Source organism: Sphingomonas faeni (assembly GCF_023195535.1).
Taxonomy (GTDB): Bacteria; Pseudomonadota; Alphaproteobacteria; order Sphingomonadales; family Sphingomonadaceae; genus Sphingomonas; species Sphingomonas faeni_B.
The window spans coordinates 1-19696 of sequence record NZ_JALPNF010000005.1 but is presented as its reverse complement, the minus strand read 5'-3'; the positions used below and the strand labels follow the sequence as shown (position 1 = coordinate 19696).

Sequence of the window (19696 nt, the reverse complement as noted above, 5' to 3'; positions counted from 1 at the left end):
AGGGGCACCTTTTTACGCAATCATGTGACAAAACCGTCACAATGCATCGTCGGTGACATATCCCGTTTTATTGCGTCATCGTTCCAGACACATAGCGATGCCCATGCCGCCACCGATGCACAGCGTCGCCAATCCGCGTTTCGCATCGCGCTTTTGCATTTCGTAGATCAGGGTCGTCAGGACGCGCGCGCCGCTCGCGCCGATCGGGTGGCCGATCGCGATCGCGCCGCCGTTGACGTTGACCTTGCTCGCGTCCCAGCCGAGTTCCTTGCCGACCGACAGCGCCTGCGCTGCGAAGGCTTCGTTGGCTTCGATCAGGTCGAGGTCGGCGAGCGTCCAGCCGGCCTTTTCGAGCGCGCGCTTGGTCGCGGGGACAGGACCGATTCCCATGATCGACGGGTCGACGCCCGCCGACGCCCAGCTCCTGATCGTCGCGAGGACCGTCGAACCGCGGCGTTCGGCTTCGTCGCGGCGCATCATCACCAGCGCGGCGGCGCCGTCGTTGAGGCCGCTCGCGTTGGCGGCTGTGACCGTGCCGTCCTTCTTGAACGCTGGCTTCACGCCCGAGACGCTCTCGATCGTGGCGCCGGCGCGGATGTATTCGTCGTCGGCAACGATGGTGTCGCCCTTGCGGCCCTTGATCGTGACGGGTGCGATCTCGTACTTGAAGCGGCCGGAACCGCGCGCGGCCTCGGCCTTGTTTTGCGATGCGACCGAGAAGGCGTCCTGTTCGCCGCGCGTGACCTGATATTGCTCGGCGAGATTCTCCGCGGTGATGCCCATATGATAGCCGTTGAAGACGTCGGTCAGGCCGTCGCTGACCATCGTGTCGACGAGGCTGAGATTGCCCATCTTCTGGCCGCCGCGGATCGACTGCGCGTGCGCGGAGAGCGACATCGATTCCTGGCCGCCGGCGACGACGATGGTCGCGTCGCCGGTCTGGATCGCCTGGGCTGCGAGCGCGACCGCGCGCAGGCCCGAGCCGCAGACCTGGTTGACCCCCCAGGCCGGAATTTCCTTCGGCACGCCCGCCGCCATCGACGCCTGGCGCGCGGGGTTCTGACCTTGCGCGGCGGTCAGGACCTGGCCGAGGATCACTTCGGAGACGTCCTCGCCGGCGACGCCCGCCTGTTCGAGCGCGGCTTCGATCGCGATGCGTCCGAGTTCGTGCGCCGGCGTGGTGGCGAAGGCCCCAAGGAAGCTGCCGACGGGCGTGCGCTTCGCAGCGGTGATGACGACGTCGTTCGGGTTCAGGTCGGTCATGGCGGGATCCTTTATGTTTGGACCCCATGTAGGTCAGTCGAGCGCGGCGATCCAGTTGGCGAGCGGTTCCCAGAGCCGCGCGCGGGCGGACCGGCCGACGATCATGCCGACATGGCCCGCACCGAGATCGCGACGGTCGGCAAGCCCGATCGCGGTGGCGGCGGGGACGATTCGGTCGCTAAGCGAGACGAACTCGACCGTAGGGCAGGGGAGCGCGAGCGGATCCACTCGGGTGCCGGCGATCGTCCATTCTCCTTTGCCGGGCAGGTCATCGGCGATGCAGTCTTCGAACAGCGAGGCGGCAGCCGCATAGGGGAGGGGCGCGCCGGCGTTCGCCCAATCCTCGAGTCGGACGAACGCGCGTGCCGCGTCGCTGTCGGGGGCGAGGTCGGCGAACGCTTCGTATTTTGCGATCGTACGCGCGGGATCGAGTTGCCAGAATCCGGCTTGCAGGACTTCCATCGGCAGCACGCCGAGCATCGCCGCGGCGGGCTGGACTGCTGCCCAGGTGGCGGCAAGCGCGGACCGACCTTCGCCATAGCCCGCGAAGTGCCACGGCGCGGCGATCGTCGCGACTCCGGCTACGGGCGTGATCGCCGCGGCACCGAGCGCAAGCGTGCCGCCGAGGCAATAGCCGACCAGCACCGGCGGTTCGTCCAGCGCCCGCGGCAACGGCACCAGCAGCCGCTCGACATGCGCCGCCAGATCGAGGTCGCGATCTTCGCTGCCGGGCGCTCCCCAATCGACCAGCCACGCGTGAACACCCTGCGCGGCGATCCACCGCACCAGCGAAGACTCGGGCGAATGGTCGAGGATGTTGGGCGGGTTTATCAGCGACGGAACGAACACTACCGGCCGTCCGCTGCCACCGTAATCGCGCAGCGAAACCCGCCCCGCGCGGTGGATCGCGGGCATCGGATCGGCGCGCTGCTCTCGTGGTGCGGCCTGATAGGCGCGCAATCCGGCTAGCGCGCGGGCCATCCGTTCGGGCGATGCTGCGGTCTCGCTGCGCAGCACGTTAAGGAACAAGGGTAAGGGCCTCGGACCTTGTTGCGGTGCGTCATCAAAGACTGTAGCCTCCGTTTCAAACATAAGACGGGGGATCCATGAAGAAGCAACCGGCTGCCGACGGAATCGTCATTATCAAGAAATACGCCAACAGGCGGCTCTATAACACCGAGACCTCATCCTACATCACGCTCGATCATCTGGCGACGATGACTCGCGAGGGCCGCGACTTCAAGGTGGTCGACGCGAAGACCGACGAGGACATCACCCACAACGTCCTCACCCAGATCATCATGGAGGAGGAGAGTCGCGGCGAGACGATGATGCCGGTGAATTTCCTGCGCCAGCTGATCTCGATGTACGGCGACTCGATGCAGACGATGGTGCCGGGCTATCTCGAGGCGTCGATGGACAGCTTCCGTCGCAATCACGACCAGTTCAAGTCCGCGGTCGAGGGTGCGTTCGCCAATTCGCCGTTCGCCGATCTCGCCAAGCGCAATCTCGCGATGTTCGACGTCGCCGCGCAGGCGATGAACCCGGCCACCCCCGCACCCGCCGCCAGCAAGGACGACGAGATCGCGGCGCTGCGCACCGAACTCGCTAAATTGCAGGAAAAGGTCGAGAAGCTCGGCTGACGGATCGGGCTGGACGATGGGGCCGGTGTTGTGGAGTGCGAGCGGCGGCCTGGCCGCGCTGGCGGTCGTTGCCGGGCTCGGCGAGCGACGCCGGCGACGGCGGCGCGATCCGGATTCGGTCGGCTGGGTGGACTGGCCGACCGTCCAGATGCTCGCGCTGATCGCATTGGCCGTCACGGTCGGACTGGCGTTCAAGACCTGAGCTTTCAGCGTCGTCAGCGGCGAGCGTCCGTCCGTAGGCGATAGACGCTCTGGGGCAACTCGCCGATCTTTACCGAACCGACCAGCCGATAGCGCATCGCGATCGCGCGAAGAACCAGCGCTTGGGTCGCGAGGTTCGTGCTCGGTTTGGGCGCGCGCACGACGATCACGCCCGGACGGGCCGCGAGCAGTCGCGTGACTTCGGCGACCGGATCGACCCCCGTACCATGCGACTCGGTCGTCTGGCCCAGATGGCTGCGGAAGATATAGGGCGTCGGTAGGCAGGACCGGGTGAGAAAATAGAGGATCGGTTCGCTGCCATAGGCGAACATGCAGCCTCGCGGATGCTGGCCGATCAGCTGGACGAGTTGGGCTATCTGCCGTGCGTTACCGCGCCGTCCGACGCGGATGCTCGTCAGGATGGTCGCGGCGAGCGCACCGAACGCGAGTATTGCGGCAAGGCGAAATATGGTCGTGCGGACGGTCGGCCCGGCAAGTCCCGTGCCGGCGGCGACCGACAGCGGCAGCGCGAGCGGCAGCATGTAGAGCAGCTCGAACGTGTGCATGATCAGGATCGCGATCACCGCGGCGGCGACCCATCCGAGCGCGAAGCCGCCGGCCCGTCGGCCACGCCACGCCAGCCAGGCGAGCGGCAAGCTGAGGCCGATCCCGCCAAGCAGCTTCAGGAGATTGGAGCGCAGCGTGTCGTCGTCCTGCTGCCCGAAGATCGAGAGGAAGTTCGCGAAGACGAAGGCATCGCCGTGGCCGGCCGCGGCATAGACGGCCCAGGCAAGCGCGGTCGGCAGCAGTGCCGCACCGATCCACAGGCCGGCGTCGGCCGCCAGTCGGCCGATCGATCGGCCATCGCGATGCGCGGTCCACAGCAGCGTCAGGCCGAAGAAGATCCCCTCGAACATCGCGGTGTACTTGACCTGCATGGCGATGCCGATCAGCAGCATCGCCGCGGCGCCGCGCAGGCTGATATGCCGCGGGTCGCGCGTTGTATCGAGCACCACCAGCGCCGCCGCCGCCATCAGCGTGTTGCCCCATATTGCCGATTGTCCGCCCGCGCCGTCGAACACGACGATCCAGACGAGATAGATCAGCCCCGCGCCCAGGCTCGCCACCGGGCTCGCGCCCGTGGGGCCGAGGCGGTCGACGATCCGACCGACGAGCCATGCGGTGCCCGCGGCAACGAGCGTCGCGGCGAGCTGGTACATCAGCACGCCGTCGCCGCCGACGCTGCGGATAGCAGCGAAGATCAGGAACAGCCCGACCGGCTTGCGATCGAAGATGTCGACGAACGGCCATGCACCCTGCAGCAGGCGATCGCCGACCAGCAGGTAGAATTGCTCGTCGCTATGGATCACCTGGTTGCCGAAGAACGGGCTGCGGAGGGCGAGGGCAAGGAGGAGCAGGACGATGGCCTGCCCCGATCGGTGACGCAGACTAAACATGGATCGTCCTAATAAAAATGCGTCAGTTCGAGCGTGCGTGTCGTGCCGTCGCACAGGCCGAGCGTCACGACACGGCCAGGTTTGTCGGCAGTCCAGGCCGCGATCGGACTGGTCGGATAGTCGGCGCGGATCGGCGTGCCGTCGATCGTGCAGATCAGGTCGCCGTCCTTCCAGCCGGTCGCGGCCGCCGGGCCGTCGCGCATGACGTGCAGGACTTTCAGCCGGTCCTTCTCGATGCCGATGAGCAACCCGCTGGTCGAACGCGGCGGCGGCAGGTCGGCCCTGGGTCCGCGGCTCAATATCATCCGACGGGCGCCGGGATCGAGCAGCACGCGGTAATTCTGGAGGAAGCCCGAGCCGATCCGACCGGCGGTGCCGATCGCCTGTGAGAATCCGCCTGCGGGCTCGATCCGAACTTCGGCATCGTGCGCGATCATCTCGCCGACGCGGAGCTCGGGAACGATCGCGAGACCGCTCACCGCCGCCCCGGCCAGCCCGAACGAGATTGCGCTGGTGGTCCGCAGCGCCGTTAGGTTCGCCGCCTGCCATCCCGGCGTCGTGATGGTGATCGACGATCCGTCGCCGGTATCGACCACGATCGGCGCGAGCCGTCGGCCCCCGAGCGTGATCGCGCTTTCGTAGACGCTGCGTTCGGTGGAAACGCGCAGCGGCGCGGTCTCGCCCTTGAACGGGAGGCGGCCGGAGCGGAGCAGGCGGAAGCGCTTGGCGGCATAGTCGATATCGAGCGCGTGGCCGGCGAGCATGTCGGCACCGACCAGCAGGTCGACCGCGGACGCGCTGCCGGTGGCGATCGCGGGCAGGTCGGCGACCGTCACGCCGCCGCCGGTCCGCGCGAGGCCGCCGAGCGCGACGCTGCGGGTAGGCATCCAGCCTAAGGCGACCGATCCGCCGATCGCGGTCGCGCTGCCGCCGGCGACCAGCTTGGCGGTGTCGACCGCGGGGGAGGCCTTGGCGAGCAACGAATAGCTGACGCCGGTATCGAGGATCGCGGTGACGTCGCGGCCGTCGATCTGCATCGTGAAGCGGATCTGGTTACCGGGGGTCAGGTCGAACGGGATCCAGCGGGCCTCGGCGTCGGGGGCGAGGGTGTAGGTGCCGCGGTCCCGGGCAGCAGGAGAGATGACGGTAGAATTGGCGGTAGAATCAGCTGGCGATGGTGCAGGCGCAGGTTCGCGCGCGGAAACGAACAGGACCGCGATCAGCGGGACGAGGGCGAAAAGGGCACGACGCATGTGCGGTGGTCCCTAGCGGGTCGCGGGAGCGGTACAAGCGGATGCGTCGCCGAAGCGGGGTCGAGACCCGACGAAGGTCGCCGCAGGCCGCCGATCAAGCAGCCCGCCGATCAAGGCGTACGACACTCCAAGCTGTTCCACCCCGGCGAAGGCCGGGGCCCAGTTGGGGGGACGGTGATGATGTCGGACGGCGCTTCGTTATTGCCACCTTTCCAACTGGGCCCCGGCGTTCGCCGGGGTGGTGGCGTCATGCATGCTGCGAACTGTCGTGAGCCAAGGCCCCCTACAGGCACGCTTCCAGATACGCCTGGTCGAACCCGAACTGCTTGGCCTTCTCCAGCGTGTACGGCCTGAGCCCCATCGACCGGTATTCCCCAAGGATCTTCCCGTCCGCCGACTCGTCCATATACTCGAACTTGAACAGCTCCTGCGTGACGATCACCGGGCCCTCCATGCCGATCACCTCGGTGATGTTGGTCACCCGGCGCGAGCCGTCGCGCAGGCGTTTCACCTGGATGATCAGCTCGACCGAGTCCGCGATCTGCCGCGAGATCGCTTCCTTGGGCACCTTGATGTCCGACATCATCACCATGTTCTCCATGCGGGCGAGCGCCTCACGCGGGGAGTTGGCGTGGAGCGTGCACATCGAGCCGTCGTGACCCGTGTTCATCGCCGCGAGCATGTCGAAACACTCGGACCCACGAATTTCGCCCAGGATGATCCGGTCCGGCCGCATACGCAGCGCGTTCTTCACAAGATCGCGGATCGAGATCTCGCCCTGACCCTCCAGATTGGCCGGCCGCGTTTCGAGCGGCAGCCAGTGCGGCTGTTGCAGGCGAAGCTCGGCCGCATCCTCGATCGTCAGCACGCGCTCGCCGGGGTCGATCATCTTCGACAAGGCATTGAGCATCGTCGTCTTGCCCGAGCCGGTACCGCCCGAGATCACCACGTTGAAGCGCGATGCCCCCGCGATCTTCAACGCGGTCGCCATCTTCGGCGACATCGATCCGAACCCCGCCATCATGTCGAGCGTGATCGGTTTCGCGGAGAATTTACGAATCGAGATCGCGGTGCCGCGCAACGATAGCGGCGGGACGATCACGTTGACGCGCGACCCGTCCTTCAAACGCGCATCGGCGAGCGGGGACGTCTGGTCGACGCGGCGCCCGACCGAGTTCACGATCCGCTGCGCGATCTGGAACAGATGCTCCTCGTCGCGGAACTGGATCGGCGCGAGCTCGAGTTTGCCCTTGCGCTCGACATAGGTCTGGTCGGGGCCGTTCACCATGATGTCGGTAATGTTCGGATCGGCCAGCAGCTCTTCCAACGGCCCGAGCCCGAGCAACTCGTCGACCAGCACCTTTTCCAGCGCGAACTGTTCGCGGCGGTTGAGCGTCAGCTTCAGCTCGGCGAGCACTTCGCCGATGATCGGGCGGAATTCCTCGGCCAGTTCGTCCTTGTTGAGCGTCGCCGCCGCTTCCGGGTCGACGCGTTCGAGCAGGCGCGGGAGGACCTGTTCCTTGATCTTGTGGATCGACTGTTCGAAGCCCTCGGTTCGGCTGTTGCCCGCTTCCCCGCTCGCATTCTGGCGATCGGACAGCCGCTGCATCGCGTCCATCTGGCCGGCGGGCATCGTGCCGAGGCCGAAGCCGTCGGATTCGCCGGGCATCGGCAACGAGTCGATCGGCGGGAATTGCGCACCGCCCTCGGGTTCGGACCGCGGCGCGGGGCCACCGCCCTGCATGGGACGGGCGACGCCGAATGCGGGCCGGGCCGCTTGCCCCCCGCTCATGCCATTACGACGCCCGAATGCACTCATGCCCAAATCCCCGGATAAGTGCATACCGGGTTAGGGTCGAAGGCTTGATAATTCGCTAACCAAACCGGAATGGCGGGGATCTGCGGATCCGCTGCAGGGTTGATCGCGGTCAAGAACTCCCCGAAGGCTGGTGCATGATCCGCCTGCTGCTTCTCCTCGCGCTGACTTTCGGGTTGGCCAGTTCCGCGTCGGCCGACGACATCGCCGCCGCCGGGCGCGGCGTGGTGCGCGTCGTGACGATCGCGGTGGTCGACGATCAGGTGGTCGGCTTCGGGCACGGCAGCGGCTTTGCGATCGCGCCCAACCGGATCGTCACCAACGCGCACGTCGTCGATCTCGCCGAGCGCTATCCCGACAACGTGGTCGTCGGCATCGTGCCGACCGAGGGGGACAAATCCTACCAGGGCAAGGTGATCGCGTATGATTCGCAGCGCGACCTGGCGCTGATCGAGTTCACCGGCGCGCGCCTGCCGCCGAGCCCGCTCTATACCGGCCCGATGAGCGAGGGCGATGCGGTGGTGTCGCTTGGCTTCCCGGGCAATGTCGACCTCGCGACGGCGCGGTCGGCGGCGGACTATATCCGGCCGATGACGCCGGTGCGGTCGGAGGGCGTGCTCTCGGGCCGCCGCGTGCTGAGCGGCGTCGAGGTGTTGCTGCACACCGCCAGCATCGCGCGTGGTAATTCGGGCGGGCCTCTGCTCGATCGTTGCGGGCGGGTGATCGGGGTGAATTCGGCGATCACGCGCGGCGAGGAAGGCGATTCGACGTTCGGGTTCGCGATCGCGGATACCGAACTGGCCGGCTTCCTGCGCGACGCGAAACAGCCCTACGCGTCGATCGGTACGGGCTGCACGTCGATCGAGGATCGCTTGCGGCAGGACAGCGACGCCGACGCGCGCGCGACCGCCGACGCGGCATCCGCCAAGCGCGACGCAGCGACCCGGGATGCGATGGCGCGCGAGGTCACATTGGAGAAGGCGCGGACCGAGGCCGGGCGAGCGCGTGAAAACGTCATGGCGATCGCCGGGCTCCTGCTGGTCGCGGGCGCGCTCGTGATCGGCAGCGCTGGGCTGCTCGAATCGCGGGGCCAGCGGCGCCAGGCGATCTGGGCGGTGTCGGTCGGCGGCGTCAGCGTGCTGGTCGCGATCATCGTCTTCGTGCTGCGCCCCTCGGGCGAGGTCGACGTCCCCTTGTCGGCGCTCCCGAAGACCCGCATCTCGACGCCCGACGCCGCGCTCGGCAAGCTGATCTGCACGCTGATCCCGGAGCGCAGCCGGATCACGATCTCGTCCAGCGAGGACGTGCCGATCGACTGGGGTGTAAAGGGCTGCGTGAACGGCAAGACGCAATATGTCGGCGCGCAAAACGGCAATGGGGGCGGCCGCTGGGACCGCGTGCTGGTGCCCGACGACGAGCAGACCGTCTCCGTCCTGTCGTTCGATCCGGCAACGCGGGTCTATTCGAACACGCGCTATCTGCTGTCGGCGGCGGGGATGACCGCCGCGCGGACCGCGCGCGGTGTCGTGCCGAACGTCTGCAACATGGACGATGCCGCGTTGGGTCGGCTCGCCGGGCAGCAGGCGGCGGTCCGCGCGGTGTTGCCACCGCTGCCGAACGAAAAGCTGGTCTATTCCTGCAAGTCGGCAAAATGACCGGCATCGGACGTAACCAATAGCTTCCCGCCCCGGAATCTGCTCGACTGCGCAAAAGAACGACCGGCCGGCATGACGCCCGGCAAGGGTTCGGCAGGGGCTGGGCAGGGGGGCGCGATGATCGGGGTTTCGGGATGGGTTCGGTATACCTGCGTGATCGCAGCGGCGGGTGCTGCCTGCTTTTCGGCCGCTGCGGAGGCGAAATGGTTGCGCGCCACCTCCGACCATTTCGTCGTCTATTCGAACGCCGGTGAGACCGCCTTGCGCAAGACCGCGACGCAACTCGAGCAGTTCGATGGCGTGATGCGTATCCTGCACCGTGCCAACACCCCGCCCGCCGAGCCGGGCACGAACCGCGTGACCGTCTATGTCGTCGACACGGCGAGCGATGTCCGCAAGCTGATGGGCAAGGGCAGCGCCAACGTCGCCGGATTCTACCTGCCGCGCGTCAACGGATTGATCGCCTTCACGCCTCGCTCCGGCGGCGCGGATGCCAATCTGAAGCCGGAGATCGTGCTGTTCCACGAATACGCGCATCATTTCCTGCTCGGCACGTTCGCCGCCGCTTATCCCGCCTGGTTTTCCGAAGGCTATGCCGAATTCGTCTCGACCGCGCGGTTCGAGAAGGACGGCGTCATGGTCGGCGTCGCGGCGCAGCACCGGGCGTACAGCCTGTTCAAGACCCGCGGGCTGCCGGCCGAGCGCCTGTTCGATACCGGATCGCGCCGGCTGTCGGACGAGGAACGTGGCTCGCTCTACGCACGCGGCTGGCTGCTGACCCATTATATCATGTTCGATCCGGCGCGCGGCGCGACGTTCGGGCGCTATCTCGACGCCTTGAACAAGGGCGTTCCCAGCGTCGCGGCGGCACGGGCCGCGTTCGGCGACCTGCGCGCGCTCGATCGGGCGCTCGACGCCTATCTCGCACGATCGACGATCCCCGGCATCAAGATCGCCTATTCGCGGCTCCCCGATCCGAAGATCACCGTCGAACCGCTGAGTGCCGGCGCCGAAGCCTTGATGCCGCTTCGCATGGAATCCGAACGCGGCGTGAACCGCCAGACGGCGCAGCCGATCTACACCCGCGCCAAGACGATCGCCGCGGCCTATCCGACCGATGCCGTCGCGCAGGGCTGGTTCGCCGAGATGGCCTATGATGCGGTTCAGGACGACGATGCCGAAGCGGCCGCGGACCGCGCCCTGGCCGCGGACCCCAAGATGGCGCAGGCGTTGCTGTACAAGGCCAGGATCCACCTGCGGCGGGCAAGTGCCGCGTCCACCAAGGATGCCGATGCGTGGAAGGAGGCGCGAAGCTGGGTCGTCAAGGCCAACCGCCTCGCCCCCGACGATGCCGAGGCGTTGTCGCTATATTATGACAGCTTCGGCGCGCAGCGAACGCCGCCGACCAAAGTGGCGATAACCGGCGTCAAGCGCGCGCTCGAACTCGTGCCGCAAGATCCCGGTCTGCGGTTCAAGGTCGCCGCCCAGGAGATTGGCGACGGCGATGCGGAGGATGCCAAGCGGACCTTGCGCCCGCTCGCCTTCAACCCGCATCTGCCGGCGGACAATCCCGCGGCGCGTCTGATCACGATCCTCGAATCGGGCAAGATCGGTCCGGAGGCGTTGCGGTCGCTCGGACAGGCCCAAGGCCAGGTGCAGGGGCCGGGCCAGGATGGGGCTGCCGAGACGCCTCCGGCCGGGTGACGCCTAACCCCGTTCCCGCTCGATCAACGCGGCTTTGCGCTCCAGCCCATACGCATAGCCGCCAAGCGCGCCGCCGATCCGCTGCGCGCGGTGGCAGGGGATGACGATCGAGACCGGGTTCTGCCCGCACGCGGTGCCGGCGGCGCGTACTGCCGCGGGGCGACCGGCGAGCGCTGCGAGTTCGCTATAGGTGCGTGTCTCGCCGATCGGGATCGTTCGCAGCGCCTGCCAGATCGCTTCCTGGAACGCCGTGCCGCGGACATCGATAGGGAGGTCGTGGTCGCGATCGGGAGATTCGACGGCGGCGACGACCTGCGCGGCCAAGTCGGCGAGCGCCGCGTCACCGGGTTCGATTCTGGCGTTCGGAAAGCGGCGGTGGAGTTCATCGGCATCCTCGTCGAACGATACGCGGCACAGGCCCTTGTCGGTGGCGGCGACGAACAATGCGCCGAGGCTCGTGTCGGCGACCGTCCAGCGGATCGTGACGCCTTCGCCGCCGCGTGCCCAGGCGCTGGGGGCCATGCCGAGCCGTTTGGCGTCGGCCTCGTAGAAGCGGCTCGGGGCGGAATAGCCGGCGTCGTAGATCGCTTCGGTCACGGTCGAATCCTCCGATAGGGCGTCGACCGCGCGGCCGGTGCGCAGGGCGCGGGCATAGGCGGCGGGCGTGACGCCGGTGGCGCGCTTGAACAGGCGGTGGAAATGGTGCGGCGCGTAGCCGACCTTGGCCGCGACCGCGTCGAGCGAGAGGCGGTCTTCGGCGGCTTCGAGCAATGCGATGGCGGCGGCGACAGCGATACGGTCGCGACCGACTTCGTCCGGTGTGCAGCGCAGGCAGGCGCGGAAGCCGGCGGCGCGGGCGCTGGCGGGGTCTGGGTGGAAGGTGACGTTCTCGCGTTTCGGGTGGCGCGCGGGGCAACTCGGCTTGCAGTAGATGCCGGTGGTCTTCACGCCGACGACGAACCGGCCATCCCACGCGCGATCGCGGGCTTCGAACGCGGTCCAGGCGGTGTCGTCGTCGGGGGCGGTGCTCATTGGATCGGTATAGCCGGTCGCGACGCGCGCGCATCCCGCGGCTTGCGATCAAAGCGGACCCGAATGGGCGGCCCGGCCGTTCTTCCGTGCATACCCCATAACGAAAGATGTCTCATGGCCTCCGACACGCCCGTCTGGTTCATTTCCGGCTGCTCGACCGGTTTCGGTCGCGAACTCGCCAAGCTCGTGCTCGCGCGCGGTTGGCGTGCGGTGGTTACCGCGCGCGATGCGGGGCGGGTGGCTGATCTCGCGGAGGGCGCGGAGGACCGTGCACTGGCGGTGTCGCTCGACGTGACCGACCAGGCGCAGATCGACAATGCGGTGGCGCAGGCGAAGGCCAAGTTCGGGCGGATCGACGTGCTCGTGAACAATGCGGGCTATGGCTATCAGGCGTCGATCGAGGAGGGCGAGGAGTCCGAAATCCGCGCGCAGTTCGATGCGAACGTGTTCGGGCTGTTCGCGCTTACGCGGGCGGTGTTGCCGATCATGCGCGGTCAGAAGAGCGGGCATGTGATCAACATCACGTCGGTTGCCGGGTTGGTCGGGTTTCCGGGCTCGGGTTATTATGCCGCGTCGAAGCACGCGGTGGAGGGCTGGTCGGACTCGCTGCTCGCCGAGGTGAAGCCGCTTGGAATCCATGTGACCTGCGTCGAGCCGGGGCCGTTCCGGACGGATTGGGCGGGGCGGTCGCTGAAGCAGACGCCGGTGAAGATCGCGGACTATGCGGAGACGGCCGGCAAGCGGCTCGACGGCACGCGTGAGGTTAGCGGGACTCAGGCTGGCGATCCGGTGCGGGCTGGCGAGGCGATGATCGCACTGACCGAGGGGGCGAACCCGCCGCGGCATCTGGTGCTGGGGGCCTGGGGGTATGATGCGGTCGTCGAGAAGATGGCCGGGCGGTTGAAGGAGATCGAGGCGCACAAGGCGGACAGCTTGGGGGCGGATTTTCCGGTGGAGTAACCCGGGAGGGGCTAAAGAGAGTTGTTTCCCCGCGAAGGCGGGGATCCAGACTGGGCTCCCGCCTTCGCGGGAGAACACGGAAGCAGGCGCGGCCTACAAGACTGTAGCGCCAGCCTGCGCCGAGGCCTGCTACCGAAGCCACCACCCCGGCGAAGGCCGGGGCCCAATTGGGGGACGTCGCTAACGGAGCGCATCCCTCAATTATTGCCACCTTTCCAATTGGGCCCCGGCCTTCGCCGGGGTGGAGGAAAGGGGGGGCGGTGATCAGCCGCCGTTGGCGCGGAACAACTCTAGCGTGCGCGCCTTCGCCAGATCCGCGCTCGGCTCGTGGTAATCCTTCCGGCGGTCCGAATTGAACCCATGGCCCGCCTCGTAGACATACACCGTCGCGTTCGGCCAATCCTTCGCGATGACCTGCTCGACGCCCTCCATCGGAATCCCGTGATCGTGGCGGCCGAAGTGGAGGATCACCGGCACCTTCGGCTCCTCGTCCGCCGCAGCGGGGATCATGCTGCCGTAATAGCCGCTCGCCGCCGCGACGCCGGTAAGCTTGGTCGACGCGAACCACGCGACCGAACCGCCATAGCAATAGCCGACCACGAACACCGGCCCGGCGTGGGCGAGCGTGTCGATGCAGGTCTGGACGTCCTTCAGCGACAGCTCGAACGGGTGAAGCTGCCGCGCAAGCTCGATGCCGCGGGCGAGGCCGTCGCCCGAATAGTCCGCCTCGAAGCCGGGATGCTCGCGATCGAACAGCGCGGGGGCCAGTACTTCATAGCCGTCGGCGGCATACTCGTCGCAGAGGTCGCGGATGTGGTCGGTCACGCCGAAGATCTCCTGAACCAGCACGAGGCCACCGCGGCGCTCGCCGGTCGGCTGCGCGTGATAGACCGCGACGGTCGCGCCGTCGGACATCGTCATCGTTTCCATCGTGCCGGTCATTCTCTCGTCCTCGTCGATTGGTCGTAACGGCTGTCCAATACCGTCATTCCCGCGGAGGCGGGAACCCATAGTAGCAGGCCGTGCGGCGAAGCGCTGGGTCCGGAGATAGGGATCCACGCCTTCGCGAGGATGACATAGGAAGGGTGGCCGCCTCGACGCGAATGACAAAACAGTCACAAACCCGTCCCTCCGACCCTCCCGCCGGGTTGCCAATCCGACAACCCGATGCTAACCGCGCCGCGTCCCAGGAGAGGTGCTTTCGCGCCCTCTCTTCCTTTGGGTCGGTTATTCGTTGCAGGCGAGGATAGAGGTTCCGTGGAGACATCCGGCGGTATTCAAGCGAGCTTAGGCGGGCGTTATGCGCTGGCCCTGTTCGAACTCGCGCGTGACGCGAAGACGATCGATGCGGTCGAGTCGAGCCTGGCGAATGTGCGCGACGCACTCGCGCAGTCCGCGGACTTCCGCACGCTGACGGTGAGCCCGATGGTCTCGCGTGGCGCCGCCGTGAAGGCAGTCTCCGCGGTCGCCGACGAACTCGGTGTCGATGCGACCACCAAGAGCTTCCTCGGTGTCCTCGCCGAGAACCACCGGCTCGGCGCGCTGCCGAAGATCATCAAGGCATTCCGCACACTTGCCGCGCAGCATCGCGGCGAGATCGCCGCCGAGGTGACGTCCGCGCATCCGCTGACCGACGAGCAGGTGATCGAGCTGAAGCATCAGCTCCGCCAGCGCGTCGGCCGTGAAGTTTCCGTCGACCTCAGCGTCGACCCATCGTTGCTGGGTGGGCTCGTCGTCCGCGTCGGCAGCCAGATGATCGATTCGTCGATCAAGACGCGTCTCAACACTCTCGCGCACGCGATGAAGGGCTAAGCTAATGGATATCCGCGCCGCAGAAATCTCGAAGATCATCAAGGATCAGATCGCCAATTTCGGCACCGAGGCCCAGGTCAGCGAGACCGGCCAGGTGCTGAGCGTAGGCGACGGCATCGCGCGCATCTTCGGCCTCGACAACGTCCAGGCCGGCGAGATGGTCGAATTCTCGAACGGCGTGCAGGGCATGGCGCTCAACCTCGAGGCCGATAACGTCGGCGTCGTGATCTTCGGGAGCGATTCCGAGATCAAGGAAGGCGACATCGTCAAGCGCACCGGCACGATCGTCGACGTGCCGATCGGCAAGGAGCTGCTCGGCCGCGTGGTCGACGGCCTCGGCAACCCGATCGACGGCAAGGGTCCGATCCACACCACCGAGCGCAGCCGCGTCGAAGTGAAGGCACCGGGCATCATCCCGCGCCAGTCGGTCAGCGAGCCGGTCCAGACCGGTCTCAAGGCGATCGACGCGCTCGTCCCCGTCGGCCGTGGCCAGCGCGAGCTGATCATCGGCGATCGCCAGACCGGCAAGTCCGCCGTCGCGATCGACGCGTTCATCAACCAGAAGATCGCCAACGCTGGCGACGACGAGTCGAAGAAGCTGTATTGCGTCTATGTCGCGATCGGCCAGAAGCGCTCGACCGTCGCCCAGCTGGTCAAGACGCTCGAAGAGAACGGCGCGATGGAATACACCATCGTCATCGCCGCGACCGCGTCGGACCCCGCACCGCTCCAGTATCTCGCACCGTACACCGGCGTCGCGATGGGCGAGTATTTCCGCGATCGCGGCATGCACGCGCTGATCTGCTACGACGATCTGTCGAAGCAGGCGGTCGCCTACCGCCAGATGTCGCTGCTGCTGCGTCGTCCTCCGGGTCGTGAAGCGTATCCGGGCGACGTGTTCTATCTCCATAGCCGCCTGCTCGAGCGTGCGGCGAAGATGTCGGACGCGAACGGCGGCGGCTCGCTGACCGCGCTGCCGATCATCGAGACGCAGGCGGGCGACGTTTCGGCGTACATCCCGACCAACGTGATCTCGATCACCGACGGCCAGATCTTCCTCGAAACCGACCTGTTCTTCTCGGGCGTACGCCCGGCGATCAACGTCGGCTTGTCGGTGAGCCGCGTCGGCTCGGCCGCGCAGACCAAGGCCATGAAGAAGGTGTCGGGCTCGATCAAGCTCGAGCTGGCGCAGTACCGCGAGATGGCGGCGTTCGCGCAGTTCGGCTCGGATCTCGATGCGTCGACGCAGAAACTGCTCAACCGTGGTGCGCGCCTGACCGAGCTGTTGAAGCAGGCACAGTTCTCGCCGCTGCCGTTCGAGGAGCAGACCGTTTCGATCTTCGCCGGCACCAGCGGCTATCTCGACAAGGTGCCGGTCGCCGACGTGACCCGCTACGAGCAGGCGCTGCTGGCCGACATGCGCGCGAACCATGCCGACGTGCTGACGCTGATCCGCGATACCCGCGATTTGGGTAACGAGGCGAAGGACAAGCTGAAGGCGGCGCTCGAAGCGTTCGCGAAGACGTTTGCATAATTGACCGTCACCCCAGCGAAAGCTGGGGTCTCAGGCCGCCAGTGAGCGGCTTGTGGCACGAGATCCCAGCTTTCGCTGGGATGACGAGGTAGGAAACTAAATGGCGTCGTTGAAAGCCCTCAAGATCCGCATCGGCTCGGTGAAGTCGACGCAGAAGATCACCAAGGCGATGAAGATGGTCGCCGCTGCGAAGCTGCGCCGTGCGCAGGACGCGGCGGTCGCCGGGCGTCCGTATGCCGAGCGTTTGGAAGCGGTGATGGCGAGCCTCGCGGGGCGCGTCGGCATCGCGCCGGGCGCATCGCCGCTGCTCGCGGGCACCGGCAAGGACCAGGTCCACCTGATCGTCATCGCGACGTCGGAGCGTGGCCTCGCCGGTGCGTTCAACACCAACATCGTCCGCGCGGCACGTCGCAAGGCCGAGGAGCTGATCGCAGCCGGCAAGACCGTGAAGTTCTACGTCGCCGGCAAGAAGGGGCGCGTGATCAAGCGCTTCTTCCCGAACGACATCCTCGCCGACCACGAGATGGGCGGAATCAAGAAGCTCGCGTTCAGCGACGCGCAGGAAATCTCCGAGGATCTGATCAAGCGCTTCGGCGAAGGCCAGTTCGACGTCGCGCATCTGTTCTACGCGAAGTTCGTGTCGGCGCTGGTGCAGCTTCCGACCGGCATCCAGATCATCCCGATTCCGTTGTCGTCGATCCCCGGTGCGGAAGCCAAGCCAAACGCTCCTGCCGAGGCGGTCGTCGAGTATGAGCCAGACGAGGAAGCGATCCTCGCCGATCTGCTGCCGCGCAACGTCGCGATCCAGATTTTCCGCGCGCTGCTGGAAAACGCCGCGTCGGAGCAGGGATCGCGCATGAACGCGATGGACAACGCCACGCGCAATGCCGGCGACATGATCACGCGTCTCTCGATCCAGTATAACCGCACGCGTCAGGCCGCGATCACGACCGAGCTGGTCGAGATCATCTCGGGTGCCGAAGCGCTGAAATGAGGCTCGCGGTCGCCTTGACCCTGACTGCCCCGATGGCGTTGGGGCTGGCTGGCTGCGGCAAGCCGGCACCGTCGGTGCGCGAGCAGGAGGCGGCGCAGACCGCCTCCGTCGCGACGCTGTCGGGGTGGGACCGGCTGTTCGGCGCGCCGCAGGAGACGATCGGCGCGATCAACCAGGCGGGCTTCGCTCTCAACAAGTATTCGCTAGCCAACGAAGATGATTTTTCTCCGCAAGGGCAGATTTACGTCTCAACGGGCCAGCCGCGGATGTTCTCCAATTCCAACGCGGCCAAGCCCAACACGACCTCGGTCGCTGTTACGGGCAAGACCGCCGCGGCGATCGATACCGTGGCCTATACGCTGACGCTGACCGATCCGGTCGACGCGACGACCGCACGGATGCGACTCGCGCAAACCGTCGGCGAGTTTCTCGGCCGCTTCAAGATCAAGGCGTCGCCCGACCTCTTGCGCGCGATCCGCCTCGGCCAGCCGCTCGATGCGGCACCGGCCAAGGTCGCGATCGTGCCTTCGACCAACGGTGCGCCCGAGCGCATCGACGTGACTTTTACCCGTTCACCGGCTACCAACCCGGCCAACAACAAGACCCAAGGATAGTGTGATGGCAACCGCCGCTGAAGACATCCGCCCGACCGAGGGCAGCTCGAAGGCCACGAACAACACCGGCCGCATCTCGCAGGTGATCGGTGCCGTCGTCGACGTGCATTTCCCCGACAACCTGCCTGCTATTTTGTCGGCGCTCGAAACCGACAATAACGGCAACCGGCTCGTCCTCGAAGTCGCGCAGCATCTCGGCGAGAACACCGTTCGCACGATCGCGATGGACGCCACCGAGGGTCTGACCCGCGGCCAGACCGTCACCGACACCGGCTCGCAGATCCGCGTGCCGGTCGGCCCGAAGACGCTCGGCCGCATCCTCAACGTCATCGGCGAGCCGATCGACGAGCGTGGTCCGGTCGGCGCAGAGACGACTGCCCCGATCCACGCCTCGGCGCCGCTGTTCGTCGACCAGTCGACCGAGAGCGCGATCCTGGTCACCGGCATCAAGGTCATCGACCTGCTCGCACCCTATGCGAAGGGCGGCAAGATCGGTCTGTTCGGTGGCGCCGGCGTCGGCAAGACCGTGTTGATCCAGGAACTGATCAACAACATCGCCAAGGGTCACGGCGGCACCTCGGTGTTCGCAGGCGTTGGCGAGCGTACCCGCGAGGGTAACGATCTGTACCACGAGTTCCTCGACGCGGGCGTCATCGCCAAGGACGCCGACGGCAATCCGCAGTCGGAAGGCTCGAAGGTCGCGCTCGTGTTCGGCCAGATGAACGAGCCGCCAGGCGCACGCGCTCGCGTCGCGCTGTCGGGCCTAACGATCGCCGAGTATTTCCGCGACGTCGAAGGCCAGGACGTGCTGTTCTTCGTCGACAACATCTTCCGCTTCACGCAGGCGGGCGCAGAGGTTTCGGCCTTGCTCGGTCGTATCCCGTCGGCGGTGGGCTATCAGCCGACGCTGTCGACCGACATGGGCGCTCTGCAGGAGCGCATCACGTCGACGAACAAGGGGTCGATCACCTCGGTTCAGGCCGTGTACGTCCCTGCAGACGATCTTACCGATCCGGCGCCTGCGACGTCGTTCGCGCATCTCGATGCGACGACCAACCTCAACCGTGCGATCTCGGAGCTGGGCATCTACCCGGCGGTCGACCCGCTCGATTCGACCTCGCGTCTGCTCGAGCCACGCGTCGTCGGCCAGGAGCATTACGACACCGCGCGTGCCGTTCAGTCGACGCTGCAGAAGTACAAGTCGCTGCAGGACATCATCGCGATTCTCGGCATGGACGAGCTGAGCGAGGAAGATAAGCTCACCGTCCAGCGTGCGCGTAAGATCCAGAAGTTCCTCAGCCAGCCGTTCCACGTCGCGGAGGTCTTCACCGGCATCAGCGGCAAGTTCGTCCAGCTCGAAGACACGGTCCGTTCGTTCAAGGCGGTGGTCGAGGGCGAGTATGATCACCTCCCCGAGGCAGCGTTCTACATGGTCGGCGGCATCGACGAAGCCGTCGCCAAGGCCGAGAAGATGGCCGCGGAAGCGTAAGCCTTTCTAGCTCCCTCTCCCCTGCGGGGAGAGGGTTGGGGTGAGGGGCCGCCACAAGCGCCCTCGCCCGGTACTGGCCCCCCCCCCCCCCCCCCCCCCCCCCGGGGGGGGGGGGGGGGGGCCCCCCCCCCCCCCTTCTCACTCCTCCCCCCCCCAAAAACCGCCCGCCCCCGGGGGGGGGACAGAGGCTTCGGTCCCCGCCGCCCAAGACATCGTGGGCGCCCTCCAACACGTCCCGCCCCATCTCCCTGCGGCCGCGCCCGCGCGCG

General features: G+C 66.8%; 17 protein-coding genes. 10 read left to right on the top strand and 7 right to left on the bottom strand.

Translation table 11 applies throughout. The features are described from left to right. Positions 1–75 precede the first annotated feature (75 nt). The gene (locus SPHN_RS11185; RefSeq protein WP_248523345.1) at positions 76–1263 is read right to left on the bottom strand and encodes an acetyl-CoA C-acetyltransferase; all 1188 of its coding nucleotides are present in this window, start codon (positions 1261–1263) and stop codon (positions 76–78) included. Between the two features lie 33 nt (positions 1264–1296). Continuing rightward, entirely contained in the window at positions 1297–2292 is a 996-nt protein-coding gene (locus SPHN_RS11180) for an alpha/beta fold hydrolase (RefSeq protein WP_248523343.1), read from the bottom strand. Positions 2293–2369: 77 nt separating this feature from the next. Here SPHN_RS11180 and phaR point away from each other — a divergent pair, with 77 nt between their 5' ends. Then, positions 2370–2906 (top strand): polyhydroxyalkanoate synthesis repressor PhaR, encoded by a 537-nt coding sequence (gene phaR / locus SPHN_RS11175; protein ID WP_248523342.1) that lies wholly within the window; start codon positions 2370–2372, stop codon positions 2904–2906. Between the two features lie 16 nt (positions 2907–2922). Next, the gene (locus SPHN_RS11170; RefSeq protein ID WP_248523340.1) at positions 2923–3108 is read left to right on the top strand and encodes a hypothetical protein; all 186 of its coding nucleotides are present in this window, start codon (positions 2923–2925) and stop codon (positions 3106–3108) included. 13 nt (positions 3109–3121) lie between these two features. Here SPHN_RS11170 and SPHN_RS11165 read toward each other — a convergent pair whose 3' ends face one another. The 3 genes from SPHN_RS11165 to SPHN_RS11155 all read right to left on the bottom strand — a co-directional run bounded on the left by SPHN_RS11165 (position 3122) and on the right by SPHN_RS11155 (position 7636). Beyond that, a complete protein-coding gene (locus tag SPHN_RS11165) occupies positions 3122–4564 on the bottom strand; it encodes a hypothetical protein (protein ID WP_248523338.1) in 1443 nt (480 codons plus the stop codon). Between the two features lie 8 nt (positions 4565–4572). After that, the gene (locus SPHN_RS11160; RefSeq protein ID WP_248523336.1) at positions 4573–5817 is read right to left on the bottom strand and encodes a PDZ domain-containing protein; all 1245 of its coding nucleotides are present in this window, start codon (positions 5815–5817) and stop codon (positions 4573–4575) included. Between the two features lie 283 nt (positions 5818–6100). Then, the gene (locus tag SPHN_RS11155) at positions 6101–7636 is read right to left on the bottom strand and encodes a CpaF family protein (protein WP_248523334.1); all 1536 of its coding nucleotides are present in this window, start codon (positions 7634–7636) and stop codon (positions 6101–6103) included. Positions 7637–7770: 134 nt separating this feature from the next. Between SPHN_RS11155 and SPHN_RS11150 the strand changes: the two genes are divergently transcribed. Both SPHN_RS11150 and SPHN_RS11145 read left to right on the top strand, forming a co-directional pair. Beyond that, positions 7771–9288 (top strand): S1C family serine protease, encoded by a 1518-nt coding sequence (locus SPHN_RS11150; protein WP_248523332.1) that lies wholly within the window; start codon positions 7771–7773, stop codon positions 9286–9288. Between the two features lie 72 nt (positions 9289–9360). Continuing rightward, on the top strand, positions 9361–10992 hold the full coding sequence (locus tag SPHN_RS11145) for a hypothetical protein (RefSeq protein ID WP_248523330.1): 1632 nt from the start codon (positions 9361–9363) through the stop codon (positions 10990–10992). A gap of 3 nt (positions 10993–10995) precedes the next feature. Here the strand turns inward: SPHN_RS11145 and ada are convergent, their stop codons facing one another. Beyond that, the gene (gene ada / locus SPHN_RS11140) at positions 10996–12024 is read right to left on the bottom strand and encodes a bifunctional DNA-binding transcriptional regulator/O6-methylguanine-DNA methyltransferase Ada (protein ID WP_248523328.1); all 1029 of its coding nucleotides are present in this window, start codon (positions 12022–12024) and stop codon (positions 10996–10998) included. A gap of 114 nt (positions 12025–12138) precedes the next feature. Here ada and SPHN_RS11135 point away from each other — a divergent pair, with 114 nt between their 5' ends. Next, positions 12139–12984 carry an oxidoreductase gene (locus tag SPHN_RS11135; RefSeq protein ID WP_248523326.1) on the top strand — a complete coding sequence of 282 codons (846 nt, stop codon included), beginning with the start codon at positions 12139–12141 and terminating at the stop codon, positions 12982–12984. 264 nt (positions 12985–13248) lie between these two features. On the opposite strand, the gene SPHN_RS11130 is transcribed toward SPHN_RS11135, so the two are convergent. Further along, positions 13249–13926, bottom strand: coding sequence for a dienelactone hydrolase family protein (locus SPHN_RS11130; protein ID WP_248523324.1), 678 nt, complete (start codon positions 13924–13926; stop codon positions 13249–13251). Positions 13927–14241: 315 nt separating this feature from the next. Here SPHN_RS11130 and SPHN_RS11125 point away from each other — a divergent pair, with 315 nt between their 5' ends. From SPHN_RS11125 to atpD, 5 genes are all read left to right on the top strand, one after another. Then, complete coding sequence (locus tag SPHN_RS11125; protein WP_248523322.1) at positions 14242–14796, top strand: F0F1 ATP synthase subunit delta; 555 nt, start codon at positions 14242–14244, stop codon at positions 14794–14796. A 4-nt stretch (positions 14797–14800) separates the two neighbouring features. Continuing rightward, positions 14801–16330 (top strand): F0F1 ATP synthase subunit alpha, encoded by a 1530-nt coding sequence (atpA, locus tag SPHN_RS11120; protein ID WP_056488470.1) that lies wholly within the window; start codon positions 14801–14803, stop codon positions 16328–16330. Positions 16331–16430: 100 nt separating this feature from the next. Next, positions 16431–17324, top strand: coding sequence for a F0F1 ATP synthase subunit gamma (locus tag SPHN_RS11115; protein ID WP_248523321.1), 894 nt, complete (start codon positions 16431–16433; stop codon positions 17322–17324). Between the two features lie 14 nt (positions 17325–17338). Then, positions 17339–17938 carry a hypothetical protein gene (locus tag SPHN_RS11110; protein ID WP_248523319.1) on the top strand — a complete coding sequence of 200 codons (600 nt, stop codon included), beginning with the start codon at positions 17339–17341 and terminating at the stop codon, positions 17936–17938. Between the two features lie 4 nt (positions 17939–17942). After that, complete coding sequence (atpD, locus tag SPHN_RS11105) at positions 17943–19427, top strand: F0F1 ATP synthase subunit beta (protein ID WP_055873598.1); 1485 nt, start codon at positions 17943–17945, stop codon at positions 19425–19427. The last annotated feature ends 269 nt before the right edge of the window (positions 19428–19696 follow it).